The 25408-nt window shown below is 47.3% G+C and carries 22 protein-coding genes; 16 read left to right on the top strand and 6 right to left on the bottom strand.

The window, feature by feature from the left end:
- Positions 1–3 precede the first annotated feature (3 nt).
- The 11 genes from RA157_RS04365 (at position 4) to RA157_RS04315 (ending at position 18794) form a co-directional block, all read left to right on the top strand.
- Positions 4–558, top strand: a complete 555-nt coding sequence (locus RA157_RS04365; RefSeq protein ID WP_350335257.1) for a GNAT family N-acetyltransferase — start codon at positions 4–6, stop codon at positions 556–558.
- 66 nt (positions 559–624) lie between these two features.
- On the top strand, positions 625–1077 hold the full coding sequence (locus RA157_RS04360; RefSeq protein WP_350335256.1) for a hypothetical protein: 453 nt from the start codon (positions 625–627) through the stop codon (positions 1075–1077).
- A gap of 237 nt (positions 1078–1314) precedes the next feature.
- A complete protein-coding gene (locus RA157_RS04355) occupies positions 1315–1716 on the top strand; it encodes a hypothetical protein (RefSeq protein WP_350335255.1) in 402 nt (133 codons plus the stop codon).
- A gap of 616 nt (positions 1717–2332) precedes the next feature.
- Complete coding sequence (locus tag RA157_RS04350) at positions 2333–7855, top strand: calcium-binding protein (protein WP_350335254.1); 5523 nt, start codon at positions 2333–2335, stop codon at positions 7853–7855.
- Positions 7856–8616: 761 nt separating this feature from the next.
- Positions 8617–9756 (top strand): DNA cytosine methyltransferase, encoded by a 1140-nt coding sequence (locus RA157_RS04345; protein WP_350335253.1) that lies wholly within the window; start codon positions 8617–8619, stop codon positions 9754–9756.
- Positions 9757–9767: 11 nt separating this feature from the next.
- Positions 9768–12806: an ATP-binding protein gene (locus tag RA157_RS04340; protein WP_350335252.1), complete on the top strand. Its 3039-nt coding sequence runs from the start codon at positions 9768–9770 to the stop codon at positions 12804–12806.
- Positions 12807–12811: 5 nt separating this feature from the next.
- On the top strand, positions 12812–14683 hold the full coding sequence (locus tag RA157_RS04335) for a response regulator receiver domain (protein ID WP_350335251.1): 1872 nt from the start codon (positions 12812–12814) through the stop codon (positions 14681–14683).
- A gap of 98 nt (positions 14684–14781) precedes the next feature.
- The gene (locus RA157_RS04330; RefSeq protein WP_350335250.1) at positions 14782–15399 is read left to right on the top strand and encodes a hypothetical protein; all 618 of its coding nucleotides are present in this window, start codon (positions 14782–14784) and stop codon (positions 15397–15399) included.
- A gap of 556 nt (positions 15400–15955) precedes the next feature.
- A complete protein-coding gene (locus tag RA157_RS04325; protein ID WP_350335249.1) occupies positions 15956–16627 on the top strand; it encodes an antirestriction protein ArdA in 672 nt (223 codons plus the stop codon).
- A complete protein-coding gene (locus RA157_RS04320; RefSeq protein ID WP_350335248.1) occupies positions 16627–16986 on the top strand; it encodes a DUF3768 domain-containing protein in 360 nt (119 codons plus the stop codon). Before RA157_RS04325 ends, RA157_RS04320 begins: the two co-directional genes overlap by 1 nt.
- Positions 16987–17051: 65 nt before the next feature.
- Entirely contained in the window at positions 17052–18794 is a 1743-nt protein-coding gene (locus tag RA157_RS04315; RefSeq protein WP_350335247.1) for a ParB/RepB/Spo0J family partition protein, read from the top strand.
- A 65-nt stretch (positions 18795–18859) separates the two neighbouring features.
- Here RA157_RS04315 and RA157_RS04310 read toward each other — a convergent pair whose 3' ends face one another.
- From RA157_RS04310 to RA157_RS04300, 3 genes are read right to left on the bottom strand one after another with little or no spacing between them, the layout of a single operon-like run.
- Positions 18860–19162 carry a type II toxin-antitoxin system RelE/ParE family toxin gene (locus RA157_RS04310; RefSeq protein WP_350335246.1) on the bottom strand — a complete coding sequence of 101 codons (303 nt, stop codon included), beginning with the start codon at positions 19160–19162 and terminating at the stop codon, positions 18860–18862.
- Between the two features lie 6 nt (positions 19163–19168).
- Complete coding sequence (locus RA157_RS04305; RefSeq protein WP_350335245.1) at positions 19169–19438, bottom strand: type II toxin-antitoxin system ParD family antitoxin; 270 nt, start codon at positions 19436–19438, stop codon at positions 19169–19171.
- Positions 19439–19484: 46 nt separating this feature from the next.
- Positions 19485–20042, bottom strand: coding sequence for a recombinase family protein (locus RA157_RS04300; protein ID WP_350335244.1), 558 nt, complete (start codon positions 20040–20042; stop codon positions 19485–19487).
- Positions 20043–20235: 193 nt separating this feature from the next.
- Here RA157_RS04300 and RA157_RS04295 point away from each other — a divergent pair, with 193 nt between their 5' ends.
- Positions 20236–20595, top strand: a complete 360-nt coding sequence (locus tag RA157_RS04295; RefSeq protein WP_350335243.1) for a hypothetical protein — start codon at positions 20236–20238, stop codon at positions 20593–20595.
- Positions 20596–21348 carry a hypothetical protein gene (locus RA157_RS04290; protein ID WP_350335242.1) on the top strand — a complete coding sequence of 251 codons (753 nt, stop codon included), beginning with the start codon at positions 20596–20598 and terminating at the stop codon, positions 21346–21348. It begins immediately after the preceding gene.
- A 71-nt stretch (positions 21349–21419) separates the two neighbouring features.
- Here the strand turns inward: RA157_RS04290 and RA157_RS04285 are convergent, their stop codons facing one another.
- From RA157_RS04285 to RA157_RS04275, 3 genes are read right to left on the bottom strand one after another with little or no spacing between them, the layout of a single operon-like run.
- Complete coding sequence (locus tag RA157_RS04285; RefSeq protein ID WP_350335241.1) at positions 21420–21596, bottom strand: hypothetical protein; 177 nt, start codon at positions 21594–21596, stop codon at positions 21420–21422.
- On the bottom strand, positions 21593–21880 hold the full coding sequence (locus RA157_RS04280; RefSeq protein ID WP_350335240.1) for a hypothetical protein: 288 nt from the start codon (positions 21878–21880) through the stop codon (positions 21593–21595). Before RA157_RS04280 ends, RA157_RS04285 begins: the two co-directional genes overlap by 4 nt.
- A gap of 14 nt (positions 21881–21894) precedes the next feature.
- Complete coding sequence (locus RA157_RS04275; protein WP_350335239.1) at positions 21895–22125, bottom strand: hypothetical protein; 231 nt, start codon at positions 22123–22125, stop codon at positions 21895–21897.
- Positions 22126–22332: 207 nt separating this feature from the next.
- On the opposite strand from RA157_RS04275, the gene RA157_RS04270 reads away from it, so the two are divergent.
- From RA157_RS04270 to RA157_RS04260, 3 genes are all read left to right on the top strand, one after another.
- Positions 22333–22950, top strand: coding sequence for a hypothetical protein (locus tag RA157_RS04270; protein ID WP_350335238.1), 618 nt, complete (start codon positions 22333–22335; stop codon positions 22948–22950).
- Positions 22947–23945: a phosphatidylglycerol lysyltransferase domain-containing protein gene (locus RA157_RS04265; protein ID WP_350335237.1), complete on the top strand. Its 999-nt coding sequence runs from the start codon at positions 22947–22949 to the stop codon at positions 23943–23945. Before RA157_RS04270 ends, RA157_RS04265 begins: the two co-directional genes overlap by 4 nt.
- A gap of 257 nt (positions 23946–24202) precedes the next feature.
- Positions 24203–25171 (top strand): hypothetical protein, encoded by a 969-nt coding sequence (locus RA157_RS04260; RefSeq protein ID WP_350335236.1) that lies wholly within the window; start codon positions 24203–24205, stop codon positions 25169–25171.
- Positions 25172–25408 lie beyond the last annotated feature (237 nt).

Genomic DNA, 25408 nt, shown 5'->3' with positions numbered 1-25408 from the left:
GTCATGATGCTGACAGCATCAGACGAGAATAGTGCAGGCGACAAAAGCGAGGCCGACAAGGGCCGTGTTGCCGGAAGAGGACTGCGCATTCGCGTTGCGCAGGAAGCGGAAGAAGTGGTGAAGATCCTCCCCTTGGGTCGAGAGTTTCACGATAAGAGCATCTATTCCGATATCACGTTCAGCGAAGACAAATGCCGCCGTCTGTTTGCGGATGCGGTTTCGCATCCCAATCGGTCAGCCGTTTTAATGGCCGAGCTTCACGGACGCACTTTGGGCTTTCTCTATTGTTCTGCTGGGGAATATCTCTTCGGAGAAGGCACCGCGATGACAACGGTTCATGTCTTCTATGTTTCTGATGAAGTGCGTGGAACATTGCTGGTCGGCCGGGTCGGTCTAGGACTGATCAAGGCAGCAGAGCTTTGGTCTCAGCATCGCGGGTGCAAAAGACTGTTGGTGCATGATACGGCGAGTACGGTTCGGGATCGGCGCCTTTATTCTATTTTGGGTAAGGTGGGATATGAGGTATTAGGATTAAATGTGTCAAAGCTTTTGTTTTAGAACTCTTGCACCTGTATGGAGCTTAGTTATTCGATTTTAATTTCTTAAAGAAAAAAAGGGGCAATCATGCAAAATATTAATAATATCACTTTAAATTATAAGAACCTGCTATTTGGAAAAATCGTAGCTACCGCAGTATTCATTCTTTCCACTTCAGCCTTTTTTTCTTTATACAAGCTTGGTTTAGATTATTTTTATGACAATGTATTTGTCTTTATCGGCGCTTGTTGTTTGTTTTTGTTGTCTGCAGCGCTTATAAATTCATATTTCTTTAGTCCGTCAGTATTTACAAGAAACGGGTGGATTTATTTAAATAATAATTTTGTAAAATTTAAATTACCTTTGAATTCAATCGATGCAAATGATGGGGTTGAAATAATTCGTTTTGCAAAAACGTCTCTTATTTTTCAGTTTTTTATTTGGGTTTTGTTTCCTGGTATATTTGTTTTTTCTTTGTCTGGTCTTGCTGTGAATGGTGTTTTTGGATCATTTAGCCTGAGAGAGGGTAGTAATGTCTAATTTGATAGCTAATGGGATTGATCTTGCTGTAGATGCGACTGGGTGAGCTCCATGAAGAACATAAGAAGAGAATACATTAATTTTCGAGATTTTTATATAGATGAAAAATCTTTATCAGATATTCTATATCTGAAGATACTATTTTCATTTCTGATAATTGTAAATTATGTAATTTGTATATCCAGTGATTTCTACATTAGTTTATACTATTTGATAGGTTTTGATTTTGAAAATATAATGACATCATTATTTAATGAATTGAGCGCTAATAATGATTTATTAATTTTTAAAAAATTCTCTATTTTTGTTTCTGTGTCCTATTTATTGGCAATAATATTTATTGTTATTTCCTTCTTTAAAGCTAAATTAAAAGAAAAAATTGGAAATGATTATCCTGAATTTGATATCTTGAATTATTTTATTATTGGATCTGCTATTTGTTTAGCAGTTTTTGGTATTTATATTTTAAGTAATGAGGCTGGGTATTCGAATGGGCGATTTCCGATCTATCCAATGATCGGAAAAGGTGAGTTTTTCTTTGTAAGAGACGCTTTTCTAATTAGTTGTTTCGGGATGATAGGGATTGATTACATGGTTATGGCAAGGCTGGTTATAAGAACTCGTTGGAGTGTGCTGTAAAATGTCAAATATTGGTGAGAATGATCTTAGAGGTGGTGTTATTGGTTCTGTTTTTAGTACTTCAGATCGACCAGTGGATAATAACACGGGTGTTATAGAGGTAATTGGAGCTTATAAATCTGTTCAGTCTGGGTTTATATCTACTGTTACGGATTATGATCTGGATAAATTTAATTCTATCACGGGAATTGCTATTGGTACCGTCCGGCTGGGTGTGGCTTATTCATCAAATGGGATAACCGGTGTTCAATATGAAGCAGGTCTGCTAGGGTTTGAAGCTACTGGTGGACTCTTATTAGGTTCTATTGTTGGGGCAGTTGCTGGTCCGATCGGATTTGCTACCGGAAGTTTTGTTGGCTCGTTTTTGGGAGAACAGCTATATAACGGATTCTATTCTGGGCCTCCTTCTTTTGATTTTGGTATTCACAGTGGACAAGTCGTTAACACAAGCCATGTATCTAGTGTTAACGCTGCTGCTGTTACTCATCCTATAAATGATAGTTACTCGTTAGCTGGGAGTGAGTATAACACTGGAGATTTTCTTGCTGATCTTGCTCACAATGATCCTGGAACCTATGGTCAGTATGCAGGTCACCGACCACCTTCAGCAGCGTCATTGGTTGAACCCGGCCTGCAGAACTTCTTTGACCCCGCCTTTGATCTGACGGATGAAATCAACTTCGGCACACCTACGATAACAACGCCACTTGCTTTTTCCTTCTCATCTACGCAGGGCTTGAAGAAAACGACTCAGGCGAGCCCGGGTGTTCCTAAAGAGGTGACGAATATCAGTGGCTATAATGGCTGGAAAAGCCAGGATTACAGCATAGGTCTGTCTGCGGCTTTATCTCACAGTTCGGATATCAGCGCTGGTGGTTGGGCCGCATTGTCTGCGAGGGAACAGACAGAACGCGCACGAGAAGGCAAAAAAACCGTTGGCGATGCGATTGGTGACCTTCTGGGTAGTGTGTTCGGTGGTCGGGACGACGGTAAAGGTGACGCAGGTTCTGCAAAGCCTATTGTCATTGATCTGGATGGTGATGGTCTGGAAATCCTTACAACAGATCAGTCTCCGGTCTATTTTGACATTGATAATGACGGGTTCAGGGAAAGAACGGCGTGGGTTGGACCGGATGACGGGCTGCTGGTGCTGGATCTGGCAGAAGACGGATCAGCTGGCCCGGATGGCCAGATAACCCGTGCGGAAGAAATTGTTCTGACCGAACTGATTTCGGGGGCTCTGACAGATCTGGATGCACTGAAGCGTGGCTTCGATTCCAACAAGGACGGTGTTTTTGACAGCAAGGATGCGCGGTGGTCCGAGTTCCGGATCTGGAAGGACGAAAATCTCAATGGTGTTTCTGACGACGGCGAATTGCTGACCCTTGCTGAAGCAGAGATTCAGTCAATTGATCTTGGTAATGTCGACCCGGAAGAAGTCGACCTTGACGAAAATGGCGAAACTGAAGCAGCTCCACTGGCTATTTTCAGGGATGGCTCAACCATCCATGGCGTGGCTGAAGTCACTCGCACGGATGGCACCACGGTCAATGCCGGTGACTTTGGATTCGCACATCTGAAGAACGGCATCAAAGAAGAGCAGACCTCAACCGGTCGCAAGGTCATTCTGGAAACCTGGGGAACTGAGTATCATTACTTCGAAGCCTCTGGCGATGCGCCAGTCAATATGGCCCTTGAAGGCAGTGGAACGAACTATTCTGGCGCGACGGGTGGCCGTGGAAATGACCGCTTCACATCTTCGAACAAAACTGGCGTGGTTCTGGATGGCAAGGCCGGGGATGACATTCTCACGACCGGGGTTGGTCATGACGTCCTGATTGGTGGCGATGGAGCCGATACCCTGCGGGCTGGCGATGGCCATGATGCTCTTTTCGTTGACGGCTCAGACAAAGTTATTGATGGTGGTGACGGCTATGATGTTGCCTATGTCGAAGGCGATCAGGGTCTCACACTCAATCTGACATCAGCAAATCTGGAAGCGGTCTATGGTGGCGATGGTCACGACCGTCTGTCTCGGGGGAGTTCTGATCGTCTGAACAGCGTTATGTCCGGCGGTAAGGGTAATGATTATCTCGTCGGTGGTGCGCTGTCCGATGTCCTGATCGGCGGCGAAGGTAATGACCGTCTGACGGGTCATGACGGCAATGACCGTCTGGATGGTGGTGCAGGTCGCGACTGGTTGCACGCTGGCGGCGGGGATGACATCGTCGTGGCTGACAAGGAAGATGACTGGACACAGATTTCTGGGGGTGAAGGCAATGACCTCCTGATCCTTGAAGGAGATCGTGGCTTCAATCTCAGGCTGTCGGATCGTGGGTTTGAGTCGGCTATCGGGACTGAGGGGCATGATCATCTGAGAGCATTGTCGGAGGACGGTTCCGTCCTGCGTGGTCGTGGTGGTAATGACATTCTGACCACAGGAACCGGGGATGATATCCTGCGCGGGGATCAGGGCGCGGACAAGTTGTCTGGAGGCAAGGGGAATGATCTCTACATTTACCTTCGTGGTGATGGGCGTGATGAAATCGATGAGGCTGTGTCCGTTGAAGGTGGTGTTGATCGATTAGCTTTCGGATATGGCATTGATGCCGAAGATGTTCATATCGACATTGTCAATGGTGGCGACCTGCGATTACGTATCGTAGATGATGAAACCGGTGCTTTCGGTGATGATGAGATACGGATCAAAGACTGGGTCAACTCAAACAAAAAGATCGAATATATCAGCTTTGGCGATGGGACCGTGTTTGATCTGTCACGCATTGAACAGATATCTAACGGATACACATCGCAGTCCATTTCTCTTCCGACACCGTCCGAATCTCTGGCATCTGCAAATGCATACACAAACCACAAACGTGTTTTGGGGAATTCAGGCAATAATACCCTGAATGGCTCTAAGGATGACGATCTTCTGGATGGCCGCGGCGGTTCGGATCGTCTGAATGGGGGCGGAGGTGATGATGTCTATGTCTTCGGCAAAGGGTCTGGTGTTGAGACGATCACAGATCATCATGAAGTCACCGAATCCTATGTTGAAAGAGAAACATACACATACACAGCAAACGGTGTTTTTGGGCCAACCACTTTTGTGGGGTCTCGTAATGTGACCAAAACGCGTACAGATCATGTTGACGGTGGTCAGGATACGATTCTTCTTGGACCAGGTATTGATATATCCGATTTGCTCTTTAAACGCGTGGGTAATGATATTGTTGCGGGTATTGTCAACCCAGCCCAACCTGCAACAGACCCCACCAAACTTGCTGATCGCATTGTGCTCAAGAACTGGACCAATGAAAAAGACCGGATTGAATGGGTTGAAACAGCTGATGGTGTAAGAACGGATATAACCGGTTATTTGTCACAGCTGAATTCCGGTGATACACGCAGGTTGCATGATTATTCCGGCAATTCTGGTGATCAGTATATTCGCGCAGGAAATGAGAAAGACCGTATTATCCTGGGCGCAGGTAACGATATCGCCTTTGGTTCCGGGGGAGACGACACTCTTAAAGGGGAAGGGGGGCACGACCATCTGGAAGGGGGAGATGGTAAAGATATCTTGTCCGGCGGTGAAGGTGATGATACCGCGATTGGCGGTGATGGTAATGACCGGTTATATGGCCATGAAGGCCAGGATTTGCTGCGTGGTGGCGCTGGAAACGATGACATCTGGGGCGGGGATGATCACGATACACTCTTCGGCGACGAAGGTCATGATGACCTTTTTGGCGGCGACGGAGACGATATTCTTGCTGGCGGTGAAGGCAATGACAAACTGCATGGCGGCAAAGGCGATGATCTGTACTTTATCCGCAAGGATGGCGGTGTAGATGAGATTTACGACCTGCGCAGTGACAACATTGATTATACGGCCACTTCAAGTGTTGTTACCCAATCGATAGGGGCCGCTGAGGACAAAGAAACCTGGACGACGGCTACATCGTCGGTCACCTATAACCACGACCCTGACGGAGACCACATCGGGGATACGATCTTATTCGGTCGGGGCATCGAACTGGACGACCTTGCCTTTGAGGTGGATGGAAATGATCTGATCATCGGAATTGAAGATGATAACCCTCTGTCGACGTCAGCACGGTCTATGGAGAACCGTGTCCGTATCAAGGACTGGGCGCTACGCGAAAATCATCAGGGCCAGGAGGTCAATCCCCATTCTATTGAACGCCTGACGTTTGCAGACCACTCCTCGATCAACATCATCAGCTTTGCCGGAGATCAAGGCAGAACATTCAGTGTTGGTTCGGCTAACAATGACTCTGTCAGCAATCGACGCGGTATTTACGTCGGTGGCAACGGAAATGATACGATCAATGGATCTTCTGATGCAAACCTGTTCATTGGCGCTGATGGGGACGACAAAATTCGCGGTTATGATGGGAATGACCGCCTATTCGGTGGTGATGGTGATGACCTTGTAGATGGTGGTAATGGTGACGACTATCTTACGGGCGATGACGGCAATGATACGATTGAAGGACGTGCGGGGCGCGACCTGATCGGAGGTGAACGTGGTGACGATATACTGCGTGGCGGCTCCGGAGACGATGTGTATCTTATCGGCCGAAATGAAGATCATGACACTATTTTTGATACATCAGGGCAGGACCAGCTTCAGTTTGGCCAAGGCATCTGGTTCTCAGACCTCAAGGTTGATATCAATGCATCTTCCGGTGACCTGAAATTCTCAATTCTGCCTTACGGGCAAAACGATCAGCCCGATCACACAGTCACGATCAGCAAGTTTACCAATGCAACAAACTCCATTGAGGAGGTTTTGTTTGCTAATGGCTATGCCGCTGATATCAGCACTCTGAAGGGTAGCAAAACCGGGGGGACTGGCAACGATACTCTGAGTGCGACACAAGCGAGCTGGTTTGACGGTGATCTTGGCAACGACAACATAAGTGGTGGAACTTCGCGTGACATCTATGTTGGTGGTCGTGGCAACGACAGCATTACGGATGCTGGCGGTAATGATGTTTACGTTTTCAACTTTGGAGATGGTGCTGATACCATTAGCGATGCTGGTGGTTCCGAAGACACGATTGTATTTGGCCCAGGCATCTCGCTGCAGCATGTTGCTTTGGAACGCGTAGGGAATGATCTCTTCGTAGCGCTCCGGGATAACGAGCAGCCAGATGTCAAACCATCTCAACGCGACAATCGGATAAAAGTGTCAAATTGGAACCAAGCAGCAAACCGTATTGAGTGGCTCGAATTTACTGATGGTTTGGCGCTCAGGCTTAGTGATATTGACAATGCCTATGCTGCCAATACGAATGGTGGATCGGTCACCGGATCCAGTCGTGCAGACTGGATCGAGGGATCCAACAAGAATGATACACTGTCTGGAGGATCTGGCGATGACCGGATTATCGCTCTGGATGGTCGAGATACGCTGAGAGGCGGTGCTGGTCATGATGCCATCTTTGCTGGTGACGGCGATGACACAGTAAATGGCGATGATGGTGATGATACCATCCATGGCAACTCTGGTGATGACAGGCTTACTGGAGGCAATGGCAAAGACCGGCTGTTTGGCGGTATTGGCGATGATACGCTAACGGGTGGTGCCCATGATGACGTTATAAACGGATCATTGGGTGACGATCTTATTATTCGAGGACACGGTGTTGATGAAATCCGGTTTGGTGTTGGTGATGGTCATGACACGCTCCGGGTAGAAAACAGGGTCAATGCCGCCGCTGACATTGTTCGGTTTTCCAATGACATTCGTGCCGAAGATCTATGGTTTGAAAAGGAAAGTGATGATCTTCGCGTTTCGATCATTGGCACTGATGATGACATGTTGTTTGAGGATTACTTCTCCAGTTCTGGCAACAGAGTGGCTAAATTTGAAACAGGGTATCGTGAGCTGACACATGGCAGGTTGCAGCAGTTAATCTCTGCCATGGCTTCTCATAGCCCGAATGATGGCCGGTCTGCCGACGGTATTACCGGGTCGCGGCTGCCTGAAGCTGTTTCCACGAGCATCGCATCTGCATGGACATGGAAAGATCCAACGAATTATGAGAGTAGCACGAGTAGCTATCGGGGAAGTCCGTCTGGGCCGGTGTCGTCTCGACGATAACCCTAGCTGATAAACTTGAACCCAAGAGGAGCATTTATTGCTCCTCTTTTCTTATTAAGGCCTTACCTTCATTGCCAGGCTGACGCCAACCGTATCATCTGGCCCGCGTCACTTGGCTATGCAAGGACTCTTCTCAGCAGACCTGGATCGCAGTCTAGGCATGAGGAAGAAACAGGAGCGAATTCTACATTCAAATGGTTCGGGTCAAGCGACTGGATCACCACCTAGGCCCCTTCGGTTCCCAATCAAAGACAAAAATCTTGATCTCTTCCGGTTGTGAATCTTTTGGTAGCATGGGAAAACTCTTAGCAATTATGAGGTTGGAACAATGACCATTCTGAAGCTGTTGATTGTTTTTCCTTGAGCTGTATCTCGTGGCTAAAACACCACGCCTTTAACCTGAATTGGCTGTGATGCTTTAAGAGTTTGTTTCTGCGCGAGCTTCTATCCGAAACGGCAAGTCTACCAAGTGCTATGCTGCTTCCGGCCCATTCCTGCTGTTCGATAATGCGTCGTGTTTATCAAATAGCGGACATTCGCTGCATATGCGATGGCGTCAATGACTGGCGTCGGCAGTGCGAACGAGGTGTCAGTTCGCTTCGGCTTAGAAAATCATTTAGATCCCAGCGATGTTGAACTTCGGACAAGGATACCTTCGTAAAAGAATCCTTGAATCAAATAAAGACTGATTTGCAAACCCTTTTGTCAACACAGCCTAGTATCTATATCCTGATGCAACTTAAATGCAAAAGATGTGGAACATGATTGATTCGGCGTGTGCCCAAGATGACTCAGAGCGAGAATTCTTGGTTGCAGATTTGTTTTCGGGAGCTGGCGGATTCTCTCTCGCTGCACATGCTTGCGGCGCAAAAATTGCATTCGCAATTGAGAATAATCGCCACGCTTCAGAAAGCTATAGGCAGTATTTTGGTGTGGGTAACCGCAGCGATGCGCCATGCCTGTATTCAGAAGATATTTTGACGCTCTCTGCCGATAAAATCCGCGAGAAGCATTTTAGTGAACCTGGCCAATGTGATCTTCTTTTGGGTGGTCCTCCTTGCCAAGGCTTTTCGACCCATAGAATTAATAACGCAGGTGTCGATGACCCAAGAAATGGGCTCGTCTACGCCTATTTTGATTTTGTAAGAGCTTTGCGCCCAAAAGCTTTCCTGATGGAAAACGTTCCGGGAATTCTTTGGAGCCGCCACAAGAATTATCTAGGCAAGTTTTATGAACAAGGTCTCAAAGCGGGATATCGGCTTTTCGACCCAGTGACGCTCGATGCGCGAGACTATGGTGTACCACAGCGACGGAAGAGGGTCTTTATTCTTGGTGTGGATGAGGGATTAGATCTTGGCGCTTTCCAATGGCCACCGGCACCATCGCACGGAAGCGAAAAAGCACGAACCGAAGATGAGAACTTGCTTCCTTGGGTTCCGTGTTCGACTGTGTTCATTGAAGCCGTTCCAGATGACCCCAATGATCGTCACATGAATCATGGCCCGGAGTTGATTGAAGCTTTCAAACGAACACCATTGAACGGCGGGTCTAGAAAAGATTCCGGAAGAATCCTTCCATGCCATGAGAATCACGACGGGCATAAAGATGTGTACGGGAGAATAAATCCCAGCGAGCCAGCGCCAACAATGACGACGGCATGTATCAATCCATCAAAAGGACGATTCGTTCACCCTACTGAGCATCACGGAATAACCATCAGACACGCTGCCAGAATTCAAACATTCCCTGATGAGTTTGTCTTTCATGGAGGGCTCATCGCCGCAGGAGCGCAGATTGGCAATGCCGTTCCTGTGAAGTTGGGGATGGTATTAGTAAAGCATATTAAATCTTTGATTGCAGAGCAGGAAAAAAGTTGCTCTGTTGTCAGCGACGCAGCTTAAAGATCCAGCCAATGATCAACTCTCTGACTTTCAAGACCCGCGCTAGAACCCTTGATCACCTGGGAAGGGAGCAAATTGCTGATGTTCCCACTGCTATTTCCGAATTATGGAAGAATGCCTACGACGCTTATTCAACTGGCGTTAACGTAACGCTGTATGACGGTGAAAAGCCTGTTGTAGCAATTGCCGATGATGGCCATGGGATGAACTATGACGAGTTCGTCGAGAAGTGGTTGGTAGTTGGTACCGAAAGCAAAATGCATTCTTCTGAGACACCTATAGCCGATAGATTTGGGTTACCGCGTCGATCCAAACAGGGACAAAAGGGCATTGGTCGGCTTTCTTCCGCCCATTTGGGCCCGATCATGCTTTTAATCTCCAAACGACAGAATGATGAGTTTGTCATCGCCATGATTGATTGGCGCTTGTTCGAAAATCCATATCTGCTCCTTTCCGATATCCAGATTCCTGTAACTACTGTGGCTAACAAAGGGTTGTTGTTCGAAGAAGTTCCTTTGCTCGTCGAAAGCTTGATGGAGAATGTTTGGGGAACATCAGGCGATGACGCAAGAAACGCCCGGATCCAGAATGCATGGACTGAATTTGACAAAGGTGCCCATGAGGATTGGCTCTCTTTCAACGATAAAATGGACCTGTTTGACAATAAAAAATGGTTAGCGCCTTCAGAAAGAATAGCGCAATCTATTGTCGATGCTGGTTTCGAGGAGCGTCATGCCGATGCATGGCCCCTGTGGAACAATCAGTCGGACCACGGCACGATCATGCTCGTTTCTGAGATAAACGAAGATTTCCACGTCTATTTGCAGGACGGGAATACCTCAAGCACGCAGGGATATATCAAGGATAGATTCTTTCAAACATTAGCAGCTTTTGTGGATCCCTATTTTGATAAAGGCGATAGCCCACTAATTTCAAAGGAAGTCAATGCCGTTAATGTTGATTTTTCCCCTTCTATGGATATTGTTGAAGCTAATCGGCGTAGAGCTGAGGTTGATGAGAAAACACCCTTTGACCGTAAAATTATTAATGAGCTAGAGCACGTTTTTTATGGCACAATAGATGAACATGGAGTCTTCAGCGGTTGTGTTAAGGTTTTTGGAAAGTGGAGAGTGGGTGACTATACTTACAAGATATTTCCGCCTAAAGATTTGCATATCCCCAAACGATCAGATTCTAAATTAGGACCTTGTGACATCTATATAGGAACCTACGATAGGGTTCTAAATAGCTCAACACTCAGTGATGAACAATTCGCGTTTTTCGAGGAACTAGCCTTACGTTACTCAGGATTTTATATCTATAGAGATGGTCTCCGTGTCCTACCATACGGACGAGAAGACAACGATTTCTTTGAAATAGAACAGCGACGAAGTCTTAACGCTGGGCGAGAGTTCTGGAACAAGCGCAGAATGTTTGGCAGGTTAGGATTAAGCCGCTCACTAAATCCTAACTTGAAAGACAAGGCTGGAAGAGAAGGTTTCATTGATAATACGAGCGCTAAAACCCTTAAAAAACTTGTCGAAAACATTTTGATGACAGCGGCGAGGGATTATTTTGGAAGCGCGTCCGAAATTCGTACATCTGAGCTAAAAACTATCCAAAACGAGAATCTTGAGAAGAAAGCTAAGGAGAAGGCAGAGCTAGATGCTGAAAAGCTGAAGGCTAAACAGAAAAAAGAATTCGGGAAAAATTTGGACGCTGCAAATAAGCTATTACCGCAACTAATTGAAGAAATACGACAGCACCTTAAGCAAGCGAAGGCCAGTGCATCGAGTGATATTCAGTCAGCGCAGGAGAAGCTTGAAAATGCTCGCCGGACAATTGCAAGAATAAAGATTCGAAGCGGCATACCAGCAAAAACAACTCGGAAAGAAGACCGGGATTATCAGGCATATCAACACTCTATAGCGGAAGCGACTGGACTGGCAGAAAGGCTTTCAGTTAGAATTTCTGAGTGGATCGAGCGAGACGCTCCTGCGAAGCCAGCAGAGTTACTTGATAAGCAAATCAAACGATTGAAAACGCAATCTTCGCGAAACTTTGGTATTTGGAAGCAGAAAGTAGACACGCTTCTCGACGGTGAACGCGCTCGAATTTCAAAGATCAGAGCAGAAAGAGCCACTGAGTTTGATAAGCAAGCCGATTTGCTATTGCATCTTGTTCAAGAAGGTCGCGAAACGCTTGCGGTTGCAACCAAGAAGCTAGAAGTATGGCATGCGGAGTTTATGCAAGAAGATACAGAGATATTTGAAAGCTACATCTCTTCGTTAGACGCACTGAAGGAAAGTATTGACCTTGAAAATGTTGCCTTGCATGGGGTTGCGGAGAGCGAGGATTTAAGAGCCGAAGTAGAGCGTTTGAATGAGTTGGCCCAGCTCGGTGTTGCTGTTGAAATACTTGGCCACGAGCTTCACGCTTATGACAATATGATGTCGAGAGGACTTGCGAACCTTCCAGAAGAAGTGCGCAAATCACAAGCAGCTGATTCTATCCGTAATGGCTATGAAGGGGTTTCCAAGCAACTCAATTTCCTTGCCCCTTTGAAGGTGTCTGGACAAAGAACATTTAGAAACATTTCTGGCGAAGAGTTGTTTGATTATCTGCGGAACTTCTTTGAGGAGTTGTTGAGGAAAAGACATATTAAGTTCTCAGCTTCTGAAACTTTCAAAAACATAAAGGTTTATGACCAACCCGCCCGCCTATTTCCGGTGTTCATCAACCTCGTGAATAATAGTCAATATTGGCTATTCGTTACCGAAAAAGAAAATAAAGAAATTCGGCTGGACCTAATCGACGGCAAGGCCATCGTGTCTGATAATGGCCCTGGCATTGAGGCCCATGATGTTAAGCGCTTGTTTCAGCTCTTCTTTACCAGAAAGTCCAGAGGTGGGCGTGGTGTCGGACTCTATCTTTGTCGAGCCAACCTGAGAGCAGGTGGTCACTCCATTGACTATGTGGCAGATGCAACCTCAATGCCACTTGACGGCGCCAATTTCGCAGTAACCTTTTCCAATTTTGAGAATATGTAATAACGATGTCCTATTCAGATCTTGTTCGAGAAGCCTTCATCGATCCAATTCGTTCCGTTCTGATTATTGATGATGAATACCCGACTTGGAACAAAATCTTGGGTGATCAAGGAGATAACAAGCAGCACGCCAAATGGCTAACTAATAAAGACCGTATCAGGCGAATGGTACAGGCGTTTAAGAACCGCAAGCCAAATATGATTGTTGACATGCATGATGGTGTTTCAGCACAAGCCTGTAATGATGACCTCAAACTGGTGCCTACTGAGGAAAACGATCAGTTCGAACAACTGGCCGCTCATCTCTACCATTCCGATATGCTTGTATTGGACTATCAACTAGACGGTGCTGAAGGCGGCGGTGACAAGGCAATTGAAATCGCACGCCAAATGCTCGAAAATCCCCACTATAACTTGATAGCTGTACACACTGCCATTGAGGATTTGGCTGAACCTTTCGAGCAGATGTTAATCGGGCTACTGCATGAAGAAAAAAGCTTCCCTGATCCCCTCGTAGCAAGAGGTCAGCGGATTTATGAAAGGCTCATCAGCAGCTGGAAAGAGGAGGAAGACGAAGACGCCATAGAAGACTTTAATCGCGAGCTTGAACAATTGATTGGCATCCAACAGTTCCTCTATTGCTATAAGCACTCATCAAGCAATAAAATGGACATGGGAACAATTAATCGATCTGGATTGTTCAGCCCATTTGAAGTTTGGGCGAAATCAAAAGGACTGTCAGAGGAAAATGAACCCTTCCATTTTGCGGTTTTTGCGCTGAAGCGTTGGCAGGACAAATTAGCCCCCAAGTTTTCCCGTTCGCCTCATGATGCACTGGATTGGTGCGATCAACGACATGAAGATGGCGTATTCTGGATACGCTCTGATCGCGGTTTCATAGCGTTTGCAAAGAAGTCTCAGGCAGATGACCTCGTCAAAGTATTGCAAGACGCAATAGAGCAATGGAAGCCGACACCATCCAGACTTATTTCGACACGTCTTCGTGCTGAACTTGATAGACAGGGCGTATCTGTTGAAGATGATCTGCTAAGCAAAAGGCAGGTTTTCCGAAAATTCTTTGAACATCTAAAAGAACAAAAAAGCGAGGCCGATAAAAGAGCAACTCTCAGTGACCAGATTAATCGGTACCATGAAGGCCTCCTTGATCGCTCTAATGCACCGGTGGTTGACTTCGGCATGAGGCTTCTGGCAGCAGACCAGAATGGCGAGAATTTACTGTCTCACTATGGCGTTTTTTCTAAAGAAGAGTGTGAAGCATCTGAATGTCATTATAACTCATATATTTCGAGTAAACCCGCCACTGGGACATATCTGACCTCTGGTCACATTTTCACCATTACCAAAAAAACTAATCAGCCACCTGAGTATTGGGTTTGTGTTTCACCTGCTTGTGACATGGTGCCAGGCCAACGAAAAGTGGGTTTAGAGCCAGGCTCAGCGGATGAAAATGGCAACACGGCAAAGGCTTTCATGGCCGTCAGACTGGAAGGCGGTTTCGGTCAAGAGCAACTCAATGCTGATCAGGTGAACTCTAATGAATTCGTCTTCCTTGAAGATAGGGGGGAAATTCTCGTTCGCAGTATTTATGGAAAGCTTGGCGAAGAGAATGCAGACCGTGCGAAACAACCGCACTGGCGGCTATTTATGGCAAAGAACGCGGGAAATTTCGATCAGGTAGATGGCAAAAAGGTTCGCACATTGGAGTTGAGTTGGGTTTCTTCCACCCATAGAGATCTGGAGATCAAGAGCCTCCAAGCCGAAGTCAAATGGCAGCTTCGCTACGAATATGCGCTAAATCTAAACCAGAAACTCGGAAGCAATCTTACGCGCGTTGGACTTGAGTTTATTTCGTCATAGAAAAGTTGTCGAAAGACGGGATCCATGTGCTGCGCTTGTTTCTGTATTGATCAAGATTTCAAGGCTAGAAGCGGTTCTGAACGACAAAGGAGATAGTAATGGAGAGACAATCTATCTTTCGATGTTCCGATATTGAAATCGTACGAGATGTCCCTGACGCATATGATTTACAGCCAGAACGTGATGAACTGGAGGCAGCAGATGAATCAGGATACTTTGGTGGAAACCATAGTTTCGCTAATTATCAAGGCTGGCCATGGGCCGACGCTCGACTCGTTTTGGAACAAGAGCAAGAATTTCTGCAAAGAATAGAAACTGCTCAAGATCCGCATGGGGAGCTTGAGCAAATTGACGACGAGCGTTGCGAAGATTGTGAAATATCTGGTCTCGACGTAGGCATTGCAGCAAGTGTAATTGCCCTTTCAGCCGCAGGTTTCTTCACTTTCTCAAGTTGTAGTGGTGGTCTTCTGGATACTAATCATCATGAAGAGCATGCCCTTGTCGTGTTGTTTGCAAATAAGGACCAGGTTCCTTTGCTACTGGCCTGCGCAAAAGCTGCAGGATGCGGTCTAGAAAAGGCACATGACGGTGAGCTCATACTTTACGCTCGGGTGATCACAGATATGGTCAAGTTTGCGAAAGAAGTAATTATGCGGCAAGCTGAGTTTGACAAACTGAATCTGCAGCGAGCCCCAACTTCAGACCGCCGAGAATAAGATTCTTCCGGCTTTTATCACAGTGATGGGCTGGTGGTTATGCCGTGCAATCAGCACGTTGTATTAGACTGCTGAATACAAAAATATGTCCGCTCCCCGACCGACGGGCCTACTACTCGCAGGACGCGTTTCGAGCTCTCTCGAATGTCTGCTTCGATTGGAGGCGTCTCGGATCTCGCACCCGCGGTAGAGGTCCGCTCCCCGCCCATCCATGCCCTGTAGTCTGCGACTACCTCTACTGGCTATCGTACCAATGTCACAGGTGCTGTTCATCCAAGAGCGTCGTTTGTTTATCGACGTTACTTGTTGTTCAGACACTCTCGCTTCGGAGTAGCGCTTCTTGAATCCTGTCCCCGGCCTTTTCATAAATGAAAGCCGGGTCGAGCTGTCGTGAACCAAGCCCACAAGCGGTCTTGGCCATTCGGCTTCCATCCCTGACAGATCAACACAGTCGCCCCCGATCAATCGAGGGCGGCTTTTTTATTGATTTTTCCCGCGCGGCAGGGGGCGGAAAGTCAAAATTTCTCTCAGCCAGAACCGTGAAATCAAGACGGACGTGGTTGCGATCTTGATTTCAGAACCGTGGCTGAAAATCCCGACTTTCTTATCCGCCCCCTCCCGGGCCGGAAAAATGCGGCGGGGGGTGGTGGGTGCGGCAAGGGTTGGAGCGCGTGTTTCCTCCGATGTCGGAAACCCCAAACACCGAGAAAGGACGGGAAAGATGGGAACAGTTTTATATGCACAACCCTACAACATTGAGGCACAGGGGTTTTATTTTCATGATGGTGAGGAATATGACCGCAAGGCCGCAACCTGCAAAGACCGCTTTGGTCAATCAGTTGAAGAATTTGAAATACAATTCATTGACGGTGAAACGGAAGATAATCACCTCGCTAAAGCCATTGGATTAAGTCAGGCCAATTTTAAGGACTTTCTTGAATGCGTGGATGCTTGGGAGCTTTGGGAAAAAATCAACACTATCATTGCCCTTGATGAGCTTGGGTACGATTTTGACCCGCAAAATGACCCTGACCATTACGGTATTGATATTTATTGTGTCAGCACCATGAAGGCGTTGGCAGAGCAATTTGTCGAAGAAGGACTCTACGGCGATATCCCCGAAAACCTGCAATTCTACATAGATTATGACGCAATCGCCCGTGACCTGAGTGTGGAATACACGGAAACCACTATCGCGGGTGAACACCTTATCTACAGAGCGTCATAATGAGCGACTTCGAAAGTTACTACCGCAAGATTGGCGCAATGAATGATGCCTTCCGCCGTTCTCTCAAAGGCGGACGTGTGGAAACAACAGCGGGTATTGATGCGCTCAATACCTATACGCAAATGTGCGCTTTTCAGCTTGTCCGTGATGCCAAGAGTTTATCAGGTCATACAGACCCGTTTGACGAACGTGACTTCGGGGCTTTCGCCATTGGCGCACACCGCCTGATCTGGAAGATTGAATATCTTGATACGGATACGGGCGGGAAAAGCACTGATCCGTCTAATCCTAACATCACCACACGCGTTCTTAAACTCATGCTTGCCGATGAATATTGCCGTGAGCCGATTTCACCATAGAGCGGCCTGCGAAGACCGTTCGCTGGTGCAATTTCGCACTGATTTTAAAGAAAGGAATTTTAAAAATGCAACTGCAACATATTGAACTCGATCACCTCAAAACAACCCCGCTGAATGTTCGCAAGCAAGGCGCAAAGTCCGTCGATGACCTTGTGCCATCCATTCGCTCGCTTGGCATTGTCCAACCATTGTTGGTGCGCCCGAACTGTGAAGGGTATGAGGTGGTGGCTGGACAGCGCCGCTATCATGCCGCGCTCAAACTGGCGACAGAAGAAGACAATCAGGATGTGACGCTTGTGCCCTGTATCATCATGGATGATGAGGAGGATGCCAAGGCGATTGAAGCATCCTTGGCAGAGAATATTGCCCGCCTGCCGATGGACGAAATCGACCAGTTCAAAGCCTTCGCCGCTTTGGTGAAGCAAGGGCAAGAGATTGACGATATCGCCGCACAATTCGGTGTGACGGAGCGATTGGTTAAACAACGATTGGCAATTGCCAATCTGTTATCACCAATTTTGACGCTCTACCGCAAGCAAGAAATACACGCCCAAACCGTTCGTATTCTCACCATGGCGACCAAGAAACAACAAAAAGCATGGCTGGGATTATGGCGCAGTGATGAAGGTGCACCCGAAGGCTATCGTTTGAAAGATTGGCTATTTGGCGGGGAGCAGATTGCGACCAGTGCCGCCTTGTTTGATGTGGAGGACTATAACGGTGGCATCGTTTCCGACCTGTTTGGGGAGGAAAGCTATTTTGATGACCCTGAACAATTCTGGGAATTACAAAACACCGCAATTGCACAAGCAAGGGAAACCTATCTGGTCGATGGTTGGCAGGATGTTATTATTCTGGAACGCGGTGAGTACTTCCCGTCCTATGATTATGTCGATGCCGAAAGGCAAGATGGTGGCAAGGTCTATATTGCGACTGCCCATAATGGTGAAGTGACGTTTTATGAAGGGCAGTTATCCCGCAAGGAAGCAAAAGCCAGACGGAAAGCCCCAGACACATCCGAGAAGGCAGACGGGGAAGGTAGTGATGAGATCAAAGCCAAGCCCGAACTCTCAAACCCGATGCTAAACTATCTGAGCCTCCATCGACATGCGGTGGTGCGCTGTGAATTGCTATCGCACCAAGGCGTGGCGCTTCGTTTGGCAACCGCACAGATCATAGCAGGGGGCGGCTTACTCAACGCCACAGCCGACCCGCAAAAAGCCAGCAGTGATGCCATCAAAGACAGCCTTGCCGATAATAAGGCCGAAGCCGCATTCGCGGAAGAAAGAGAGCGTGTCTTCTCTTTGCTTGGTATCAGAAACCATAACAATGAAACCTTTGTTCCCCGCAAAGGCGATTGGGACAAGCGTCATTATATCCATGATGTGTTCGCCAAGCTTCTCGAACTCGACGATGCCAGCGTATCGCTAATCCTCACTTTTGTGATTGCCGAAACACTGGATTCTGGTTCTGGTTTGGTGGAAGTGCTTGGCAATCGCTTCAATGTCAATATGGCGGACTACTGGAAGCCCGATGAAACTTATTTCAATCTCTTGCGTGACAAGAGCGCTATTAATGCCATGGTGAAGGAAGCGGCAGGAAAGATCACCGCAGACGCGCACATCACCTCAACAGCCAAAGTGCAAAAACAGGTTATTCAAAATTGTCTCAATGGAACGCGCAAGGGTAAGGCGAAAAGGGATTGGCAACCGCGCTATATGAACTTCCCGATGAAAGCCTATACCAAGAATAGCGGTATACGTACCGTTGAGCACTGGAAATCGCTCAAAAAGACCTATGCGGCATAAGATGGAGACCAAAAGCGCCGAATACTGACAGTGTTCGGCGTTCTTGGTGCAGGCGGCTTTGCACGCTACGCCATCGCATCTTCCCAATTCTGCCCGCCATAAAAGACACGCAGAATAATAACACGCTCATCTTCGACCATGAAGGCGATGGTGGCGTTTCGCTCAAACCCGACGATGCGAAGGCCAGGTCTGATATCCTCACGCAACGAGCCACGCTCGCTGGCCAGATCAAATCCCTCGCAAAAGGCCACGATACGCTCAACATAGCCCAAACCATCTTGAGGACTGCCAGCCGTAGCAATCCAATCGTAGATGCCGGCTATGTCCTGTCTGGCCGCTTCTGATATCTCGACAATACGCCGTCTCATGAAGGGTCAGTTCTTTACCTTGTGACGGTTGCGGATATCGTCCAGAACATCACCAACCGGATACGTCTTCATCTCACCGGATTTTACCGCATCATAAGTCGGAGCAACCTCGCGCAATAGCCAGCGTTCAACCGCTTCATCACGCTCCTGCAAAGCCCGTAGCCCCGCACGCACAACCTCACTGGCATTCGCATAGCCACCTGATTTGACCTTGCCATCAATGAAAGCGGCGTTTTCAGAGGTGAGACTGACTGTGCGTCTATCCGTTCCTGACATTGAATTTCTCCTTTCATACCAGTCTATCATAAATAGTATGAAAGTGTCATACTTTCTCCAGCCGCTTAATGCTGCGCGTGACCGTCCACGGATGGATGCCGTTCAGTGCCGCGATTTCCTCAATAGTCGCTTCACCTCTGTCGATCTTCTCTTTGGCAATGCGGATTTGGCGCGGCGACATGACGGGCGGCCTGCCGATATGTTGACCCTTAGCTTTGGCAACCGCCTGACCCTGTTTGACCCGTTCCGCGTTTCGTTCACGCTCATGCTGTGCAACAGCGGCCACTACGGTAAAGGCCAGCCTGCCATCGGCGTTTGATGTATCAACGGCCAGATTGAGGATCTGGAAGAATATCCCGCGTTCCCGCAGTTTCTTCTCCTCCCCAAGCGCATCCATCGTGTTGCGAAACGCCCGGTCTATGGACATGATCACCAGCGTATCGCCTTCCTTCAGCATATTCATGACGCGTTGATAAACGGGACGATCTGTATTCTTGGCGCTTTTCTTTTCTGCCAACACCTTGTCGCAAATATCCACGAGCTGGACAAACTGACGGTCTGTGATCTGTTCTTCTGTGCTGACGCGGACATAACCGATTTTCATGCTGGACCGAACCTTCCTGGGGATTCACTTTTGTTGTGTTTATTGCTACACAAGTCATCCCTTTCGTGATCCGAATAATGTCCGCTCTTTGGCTTTTGCCTAAATTTCCTAACCTGTTGATTTTTATGCATTTCACATACCAGTTTATCAAACTCTCAGGTCGTGATGCAAATTTGCGCAAAAGTCATGACTTATGTTGGGTAGGACTTCGTTAACTTTAAGTAAATCTTCACTATTCGCTGCTATAATTTTAGCTATTATGTTCAACGGCTTATATAAAAAAGAGGCTTATGCATTAACGGCAGATGATGTCCTCAACAAAATGAATACTGACCAGCAGGCAGGATACTTTTCTGGATTTGTTGATGGGCTTGCGCAAGCTCGCTGGATAAAAGATAAACCGGATCAAGCCGGGATGAATTGTATCTACAACTGGTATTACAAGGGTGGAAAACCGCAGCAGCGGCGCATCCAAACATGGCTTGGCAAGCATCTGAATAGGCAAGCCAATGGACTATTATACGTTCTTATCAAAAGAGATTGTGGAGAGTAAATGCAGACAGCCTTGAGCCATTTTCACACATCAAGCCGCAAGCCAGGCTCGCCCGAGCAAGTTGAGGCCATGCGCAGAAAGTGGTTCATCGCTTCGAAAGAACAAAGGCAAAAGCGCGAGGAGATGGAGGAGCGTGCAGAAGACACCTTTATTGACCTCGCTATTGCTGCCACCATAGCCACCGAAGCGCAGATCGAAGCCTTCAATCGAAAGCTTGATACTTATGATGAAGCGACAGTGCGAGCCCTGATGGAAAATCAGGAGGCATTGGATGCTGTTCAGGCTGAGATCGACGACATGTTAAGCCGCGCGCATAAATTAGAAGATGGTCGCCGTGTCTTCAAAACCGAAGACGGCAGAAGAGTATTCGATGAGCATGGGAACGAACTTGACCAATTAGTCGTCGATCCGGAATCAATATCTGATCAAGCACCAACTTGGGAAAGCTTTGACGCATCTGTAAGCACGTTAGGTGAACTCAAAATAGAACGTCAGGAAATATTCCAATATCAGGAAAAGCTGGATGCTGTACGTGAACACGCCAGTTCCGGCGAAATAACAGAGGATGAACTGGCGGAGCTGGAAGCGGATCTCGATGGTCGTATGCCCCCAGCCGTTCAGCGTCAGTTGCCGGATTACGAGCCGACACAGGAAACAAGCCTGACATCCGATTTTATGGCGACAGCAAGAGATGTAGCCATCTCTACTGTTGCGCCAGCGCAAGCCCCGGTAACACCCGGCCTTGGCCAATAATCTCGCTCAAACAAGATTAGCGAAATACCCGCACAGGCAAGCACCCGCTAATCTGTTGTATCAGGTTTCAGCTATTTCTTTTCTGCCTCAAACACCAGAGCCTCAATAGCTGTTAGTCTGGTGAGAAGCTTGGCCATTTTCTCCGCCTCAAGCGTTCTGATGCTGCTGCAAAGCTGGCCTATATTCGCACTCAATCCGGCAGAACTGGAATAGCCGACAGGTGTTTGGTCTTTTTTGGACTTGCTCATGTCACCTTATCCCCTTTATGCGTCTGCTGGTTTCTGAAGGCCTGCTTAAAATCCTCAATCACTTCATCCAGCAATGTGTTGAAGTCCTGAAAGGCAGTCCGCTCAATCATCTGGTTCAGGAATTGTGAGCGTGGCAGCATGCGGCGGATGTCAAGAATTTTTGCCAGAATCTCATTAGCGCGGCTTTCTGCTGCGATGTCTTCCGCAGTCACGAGATTTGCCGAAATCTCTTGCTCTGTGCTCTCTCGTCCAAACAGATCATCGGGATCACGAAGATGGATCATTCTGATTTTCACACTCATAGGGCACCTGCCAATCTCTGATGATTGTCTTGCAGTTGGTTGATGTAACGCTGTTTGAGGCGGTCTGCTTTGCGGATCAGGACGCTGTGCTTGTTCAAATCATCAATGGCTGCATAGGCATTGTCGTACAGTTCCTTGACCTCGACGAATGATACCGGTTCTGATGCGTTGCCCCATGTTTTTATCCGGTCGAGAGCTGCCCGGCTTGTTTTTAATATCGAAGTCATAATTTTCCCCTTTTCAATATTGGTTAAGTAAAAACATTGATTATGTAATCAATAGACGTGTTTATACGTATTAATTATTAAAAAATAATTAACATTACGTTTTTACTATGATATATAGTATATTTATTTTGATTTAATAATAACTACAAGAATAAAGCTGTGAATTCACAAATAATATTACCGGAACAATGTAGAGCTGCCCGAGCCTTGCTCAATTGGAGCCAACCCGATCTGGCTCAAAGAAGTGGACTGACCGTCAATCCCATCATCAGCTTTGAAAAGGGCGGGGCTTCAAAACCAGCGGCGCGCACCATGCGTCGTATCGTTCATGCATTCGAGCTGGCCGGAATTGCCTTCACGAAAAACGGTGGTGTGGAATGGCAAGACAGTCTTGTTTCCATTCTTGAGGGGGATTCTGCCGTCAAGGATATGATGGATGACATTTATCACACGCTCAAAGACGGGGGCGGTGAAGTGTTGATTGCCGGATTGTCAGAGCCGGAAGAAGAAGATGAAACCCTGACAGAGTTTGTCCATGCGCATATCCAACGGCTGCAAGATGCCAATATCACCGAGAAAATACTGGTGGAGGAGGGCGACAGCAATCTTCTCGCGCCCATCGAATGGCATAGATCATTAGCAGAAGAAGACTTTAGCGCCGCACCGCATCATTTATATGGTGACAAGCTGGCGATTATTAGCTGGGAACCCCAACAGCGGGTGACGATCCTGCAAGACCGTCTGATGGCGCAAACCTTCCGCGCCATGTTCTATGCCTTGTGGAAGCGGGCAACGCCTCTCTCTAACGCGGAGAGCGCATCATGATCACTCAAACCCGCCAACAGACAATCGCACAAGATACATTTGAACGCGTTACCGAAGAGGCGCAATCGTCTCGCTTTCCATCCCTGCGTCCATTGCAAGATAGCGACCTTGGCATGCTGCAACGCGCTTTGTTACGCACAACGAGGGCAGACGCTTATTCGCAGTCAGCGTCTTATTTGGCCATGACAGGACGCAATGGCCTTTGGCTCTATTCAACCGATGACACATTTATGGTGGTTGCCAGCCATCCCAATAAGAATGATCATTTGTTGCTGTTTCCACCCATGGGGCGGGAACCGGCACAGTTGTTCAGTCAGGCGCTTCACGATACGCGAATTTCCAGCGGGCAAGTCCAGCTTGCCAGAATAAGCGAACAAGATCAGCTTTTATTGGCATGGGTGCAAGCTTCCGGTCATATGACAGTTGCGCCGGAAGGAATGCTGGATTGGCTATTTCCAGTTCACACCCTTTCAACAAAAGCCGTCAGCGAACACAAAGGACGGCAGTTCAGGAATTTTCGCCACGGCATCAACCTTGCCCGCGATGCCAATCTGACCGCATCCTTGATCGACTTGAAGTGCGATAAAGCAGCAATCCAGAACCTGACCAATCAGTGGGCGGCAGAGAGTATCAGAAGACGGTATTCCCTTGATGATCTGGTGGCACCAACCAACGCCATTCTCTCCTTGATGGAGAATACCGAATTACCGCTTCACGGTTTGATGGTTCAAAAGAACGGCGTCCCTGTCGGCTTTATGACATGGGAGGAAACCGATCCAGTCAACCGAACAGCCACATCACAATGTGGACTGGCGGTCGAAGGTAAGGGCGTTATTGAGTTCATCTATCTGTCCATGTGCGAAATACTCAACAGGCGCGGCTTCTCACATCTTTGTATTGGCGGGTCAGAAACCGCAGGGCTGGATCAGTTCAAACGCAAGATGAACCCGGTTAAGTCCGTACCCCTGCAATCGGCATTTACGCGGCAACCATAACCATTTGCGTTCAGATTTGTTTCTGCAAACTACGGAAAGCAAACATCCTGTTTCGTCATTTAGAACGGTTGCGGACGGATGTAATTAGGTCGATTTAGACGGAATCCAGCCGAGCAACTTGATATGCTGTGACTTAATTTCACACCACAATTATCAAATTGATGCAACTATATACTGAATTTTTCCAATTTTCCCCCTACGCGAGTTGTGCTAGTTTGTGGGCTAAATTATTGGACGTAAATATTGGGGGCAGATCAATGAGAAACATTATTTGTGGGTTCGCTTTTCTTGTAGCATTTTCTATGTCCATGAATTCTATTGGGGCAGACGAGCATATTTCTCAACTAGCCTCCCCAAGCTGGCAAAACGATTCTGGAATAAAAGTTGAAAATTTCGGTAGTTTTTTCTTACGTGGGACTGATGGAAAGAATTTTATGTCCGGAGGGGCTTTTCCCGAACAAGGAATCGCAGGTTTCTCTGATCACGCAAAAAGCAAAGATTGGTACAAGAAGGCCTTCAAAGATTTTTCTTCAAACAGACCAGTGGATTACGATGCATTGTTAAACAATATATTTGAAATACCAAAGATTGAGACAGATGAAGAAGCTTTCTTTAGGAAAATACAGTCCGAGATGATTGCCAGAGGGAAACTCGGGATGAACATATATGGAGTTGGATTTTCCGAACCTATTGGAGTAGCGAGTCTTGAGGTGCAGGAGCCGAAGACCAATGAAGAGATATTGCGGGTGGCTCCCCAAGTTTACAGCGATGGTGCGATGTTTGGAGAAAATTTCCTGAAGCCCCGTGTTAGCGAAGGCCAGTTAAGGCAGTGGTTTGAAGACCCAGTTGCCCCTGTTGATCTTAAGAAGTTAGGCTTGCCTAGACCGAATGGTCTAGTAGATGCGTATGTGCTCTCCAACAAAATGGGAGAGATTACAGAGTTGATATTGCAGCCTCATGGCGTACCTTTGAGCGAAGCTCAGAAGGCGCAAATCTCAAGCTCTGGGGACTTCCGAAAAAGGCTTGCAAAATGGGGTACTGACATATTTTCAAGTATCCAAGATGCTATGGCAGCAACCGTTGAATCTGTGTGTAAAAGTGCATTTCGGCCAGATCAATTCACAGTTGAAATTGGTGGTGAAGGGTCAGTTTTGGTGGCCAGTCTCGCAGCAAAAGTCTCAGCAAAATTCGATACGAATGAAGTTTGCGCCCCATTTGCAGGATAATTGAATTTTAATATCGAAGATAAAGTGCAGTTCCAACTTAGACCACCGGCTGCGCTTGCATCAAGAATTTCCCATTAAAGCGCTTTAAATTGGCTGGTAGAGGGCCATCTATAGATGTATTTGAGATTCTGAATACAGTCGCCTCCTCGACCAGTGGGAACAAATGAATGTCGCTCTGCCCGCAACTCAGTAATTCACGGCTATGATTGATGATTCAGATGATACCGCTGCATCTGA

This window comes from Coralliovum pocilloporae, from assembly GCF_030845175.1.
Taxonomy (GTDB): domain Bacteria; phylum Pseudomonadota; class Alphaproteobacteria; order Rhizobiales; family Cohaesibacteraceae; genus Coralliovum; species Coralliovum pocilloporae.
Note: the sequence above shows the minus strand (reverse complement) of the source record. Positions and strands in the feature narration are given on the sequence as shown.

What these genes read in the sequence shown, in the direction of transcription:
- RA157_RS04285 (WP_350335241.1), bottom strand. Translation starts at nt 21,596, where the DNA reads ATGAGCAAGTCCAAAAAAGACCAAACACCTGTCGGCTATTCCAGTTCT.
- RA157_RS04365 (WP_350335257.1), top strand. Translation starts at nt 4, where the DNA reads ATGATGCTGACAGCATCAGACGAGAATAGTGCAGGCGACAAAAGCGAG.
- RA157_RS04290 (WP_350335242.1), top strand. Translation starts at nt 20,596, where the DNA reads ATGCAGACAGCCTTGAGCCATTTTCACACATCAAGCCGCAAGCCAGGC.
- RA157_RS04320 (WP_350335248.1), top strand. Translation starts at nt 16,627, where the DNA reads ATGAGCGACTTCGAAAGTTACTACCGCAAGATTGGCGCAATGAATGAT.
- RA157_RS04335 (WP_350335251.1), top strand. Translation starts at nt 12,812, where the DNA reads ATGTCCTATTCAGATCTTGTTCGAGAAGCCTTCATCGATCCAATTCGT.
- RA157_RS04260 (WP_350335236.1), top strand. Translation starts at nt 24,203, where the DNA reads ATGAGAAACATTATTTGTGGGTTCGCTTTTCTTGTAGCATTTTCTATG.
- RA157_RS04360 (WP_350335256.1), top strand. Translation starts at nt 625, where the DNA reads ATGCAAAATATTAATAATATCACTTTAAATTATAAGAACCTGCTATTT.
- RA157_RS04330 (WP_350335250.1), top strand. Translation starts at nt 14,782, where the DNA reads ATGGAGAGACAATCTATCTTTCGATGTTCCGATATTGAAATCGTACGA.
- RA157_RS04275 (WP_350335239.1), bottom strand. Translation starts at nt 22,125, where the DNA reads ATGACTTCGATATTAAAAACAAGCCGGGCAGCTCTCGACCGGATAAAA.
- RA157_RS04300 (WP_350335244.1), bottom strand. Translation starts at nt 20,042, where the DNA reads ATGAAAATCGGTTATGTCCGCGTCAGCACAGAAGAACAGATCACAGAC.
- RA157_RS04315 (WP_350335247.1), top strand. Translation starts at nt 17,052, where the DNA reads ATGCAACTGCAACATATTGAACTCGATCACCTCAAAACAACCCCGCTG.
- RA157_RS04340 (WP_350335252.1), top strand. Translation starts at nt 9,768, where the DNA reads ATGATCAACTCTCTGACTTTCAAGACCCGCGCTAGAACCCTTGATCAC.
- RA157_RS04355 (WP_350335255.1), top strand. Translation starts at nt 1,315, where the DNA reads ATGACATCATTATTTAATGAATTGAGCGCTAATAATGATTTATTAATT.
- RA157_RS04280 (WP_350335240.1), bottom strand. Translation starts at nt 21,880, where the DNA reads ATGATCCATCTTCGTGATCCCGATGATCTGTTTGGACGAGAGAGCACA.
- RA157_RS04295 (WP_350335243.1), top strand. Translation starts at nt 20,236, where the DNA reads ATGTTGGGTAGGACTTCGTTAACTTTAAGTAAATCTTCACTATTCGCT.
- RA157_RS04305 (WP_350335245.1), bottom strand. Translation starts at nt 19,438, where the DNA reads ATGTCAGGAACGGATAGACGCACAGTCAGTCTCACCTCTGAAAACGCC.
- RA157_RS04310 (WP_350335246.1), bottom strand. Translation starts at nt 19,162, where the DNA reads ATGAGACGGCGTATTGTCGAGATATCAGAAGCGGCCAGACAGGACATA.
- RA157_RS04345 (WP_350335253.1), top strand. Translation starts at nt 8,617, where the DNA reads ATGATTGATTCGGCGTGTGCCCAAGATGACTCAGAGCGAGAATTCTTG.
- RA157_RS04265 (WP_350335237.1), top strand. Translation starts at nt 22,947, where the DNA reads ATGATCACTCAAACCCGCCAACAGACAATCGCACAAGATACATTTGAA.